3 protein-coding genes and 1 pseudogene are annotated in these 2,513 nt (G+C 72.3%); 1 reads left to right on the plus strand and 3 read right to left on the minus strand.

Annotated features, from left to right (window positions below; genetic code table 11):
* Positions 1-412: cysteine hydrolase (locus x551_RS21035; protein WP_036250999.1), on the plus strand; the 412-nt coding region annotated here is incomplete at its 5' end.
* Between the two features lie 8 nt (positions 413-420).
* On the opposite strand, the gene x551_RS21040 is transcribed toward x551_RS21035, so the two are convergent.
* From x551_RS21040 to x551_RS21050, 3 genes and pseudogenes are all read right to left on the minus strand, one after another.
* The gene (locus tag x551_RS21040; protein WP_036236036.1) at positions 421-1,335 is read right to left on the minus strand and encodes a LysR family transcriptional regulator; all 915 of its coding nucleotides are present in this window, start codon (positions 1,333-1,335) and stop codon (positions 421-423) included.
* A 9-nt stretch (positions 1,336-1,344) separates the two neighbouring features.
* Positions 1,345-2,092 (minus strand): annotated as a pseudogene (locus x551_RS21045) (SDR family oxidoreductase).
* A gap of 175 nt (positions 2,093-2,267) precedes the next feature.
* Positions 2,268-2,513: helix-turn-helix transcriptional regulator (locus x551_RS21050; RefSeq protein WP_161728116.1), on the minus strand; the 246-nt coding region annotated here is incomplete at its 5' end.

The following is a 2,513-nucleotide window of genomic DNA, read 5'->3' on the forward strand; positions in this document are numbered from 1 at the left end:
CCTGCGCGGCGCGCCCACGCTGCGCATCGGCGACCCGGGGCCGATGGGCCGGCTGCTGATCAGCGGCGAGCCCGGCACCGAGATCATCGCGGCGCTGGCGCCGCAGCCCGGCGAGATCGTGATCGACAAGCCCGGCAAGGGCATGTTCTGGGCCACCGGCCTGCACGAGCGGCTGCAGGCGCTGGGCGTGAGCCACCTGGTGTTCACCGGCGTGACCACCGAGGTCTGCGTGCAGACCTCGATGCGCGAGGCCAACGACCGCGGCTACGACGGCCTGCTGGTGGAAGACGGCACCGAGAGCTACTTCCCGGCCTACAAGGCCGCGGTGCTGGAGATGATCGCGGCGCAGGGCGCCATCGTCGGCTGGCACGCGCCGAGCGCGGCGGTGCTGGCAGCGTTGCCGGAGGCCTGAGCGTCCGGCTACCGGACCTCCAGGCCGTTCACCAGGCGCTTCATCAGCCGCGGCTCGCGCAGGCGCTCGACCCACCAGGCCAGCGCCTTGCCGCTGTGCTCGCCGCGCCAGGCGACGTAGAGCGTGTTGGGCTCGCGCGGGTCGGCCGTCTTCTTCTCCACCAGCTCGCCGCTCGCCAGCAGTGCCGCGACCCGCTGCCGTGGCAGCCAGCCCACGGCCAGCCCGGCCCGCTGGGCGGCGATCTTGGCTGCCATGCTCGGCACCGCCAGCTGCGCCTGCCCGCCGTGCACGCCGTAGGTCCGCGTACCGGCGTCGCGCGAGGTGTCGGCCACCACGGCGGCGCGGTGCTGCTGGATCACCTCGCGCGGCAGCGGCTCGGTCGCACCGGCCAGCGGGTGGCGCGAGCCCACGGCGAAGACCCAGTCCATCACGCCGAGCTCGAACCAGCGCAGCCGGGGAATCGCCGGCGGCTCGTTGGTCGCGCCGATCACCAGGTCGGCCCGGCCATCGCGCAGCGCGCCCCAGGTGCCGCCGAGCACCTCGTGGGTGATGCGCAACCCCACGCCCGATTTCAGGCGGTCGAAATCCGCGATGACGGGCAGCAGCGTCTGGAACTCGAGCAGCTCGTCCGTCACGATGCCGAGCCGGTCTTCCCAGCCGCTGGCGATCTGGCGCACGCGGGTGTTCAGGCGCCCCATGTCGCCCAGCAGGCGCTCGGCCTCCTCAGCCAGCAGCCGGCCCGCCGGCGTGAGTTCGAGCCGGTAGCGCCGCCGGTCGAACAGCAGCGCGTCGTAGCGAGCCTCCAGTTGCCGCGCCGCATGCGACAGGGTCGAAGGCGCCTTGCCCAGCCGCGCCGCCGCCTTCGACAGGCTGCCGCTGGCGCGGATGGCCTGCAGCATCGCGAGTTCGTCCTGAGACAGCATGGACCGAGGTTACAGGGTGCTCATGCCCCCGTCGACGATGAGTTCCGCGCCCACGATGAACGCCGACTCCCGGGCCGACAGGTGCAGCACCGTCGAAGCCAGTTCCTCGGGCGTGCCGAAACGACCCACCGGGATCTGCGCCTGGATGGTGGCCGCGGTGGCCTGCAGCGTCGCCGCGTCCAGACCCAGCTTGCCGTACAGCGGCGTCGAGATCGGCCCCGGGCTGACCACGTTGACGCGCGCGCCGCGCGGCAGCAGCTCGGCCGACAGCGTCTTGGCGAGCGAGATCAGCGCTGCCTTGCTCGCGGCGTACACCGAGGAGTTGGGCATGCCGATGTGGGCGTTGATGGAACCGTTGATCACGATCGCGGCGCCCGGGCGCAGCAGCGGCGCCAGCGCCTGGATCTGGAAGTACGGGCCCTTGACGTTGGCGGCGAAGGTGTCGTCCCACAGCGACTCAGACACCTCGGCGAACGGCGCGAAGCGCGCCACGCCGGCGTTGATGAACACGGCGTCCAGTTCGATGCCCTGTGCCTGCAGGGCCTCCGCCAGGCGCCGGCTTCCGCCACGCTGCCGGCGTCGTTGCGCAGCGCGATGGCGCCGCGGCCGATGTCGTCCCGGGCACGCGCCAGCGCCTTCTCGTCGCGGCCGGTGATCACGACGCGGGCGCCCTCGCCGGCGTAGGCCTTGGCGGCCGCAGGCCGATGCCGCTGCTGCCGCCGGTGACGAGCACGGTCTGGTTGTCGAAGCGATTCATGAGAGGTCTCCTGAGCTGGGTGGCGAACGAAGCAGCGAGATCAGGAAGATCGGCCGCCGTCGCCATGAATGCATCGTCGTCGACCGGGCCCGGGAAGCCGTGCCACGCTTTCGATGCAAACGTTCGATGTCGTCGAACGTCTTTCGGAACGCCCGTTCCGCCCGGCGCGGGCGGCTCAGCGCCGGTGCCAGTAGGCCGCCGCCTGGGTGCGACTGTCGAGCGCCAGCTTGGTGAGGATGTTGGCCACGTGGCGCTTCACGGTGTGTAGGCTGAGGCCCAGCGCGCGGGCGATGAGCTTGTTGCTCTGGCCCTCGGCCAGCAGGGCCATCACCTCGCGCTCGCGGGCCGACAGCGGATCGTCCGGCGGCGCTGCGTCGACCACGGCAGCGCGCGGGCCCTCGGCCAGCCAGGCCGCGAGGCG

This window comes from Methylibium sp. T29, from assembly GCF_000576205.1.
In the GTDB taxonomy this organism is placed as follows: Bacteria; Pseudomonadota; Gammaproteobacteria; order Burkholderiales; family Burkholderiaceae_C; genus Methylibium; species Methylibium petroleiphilum.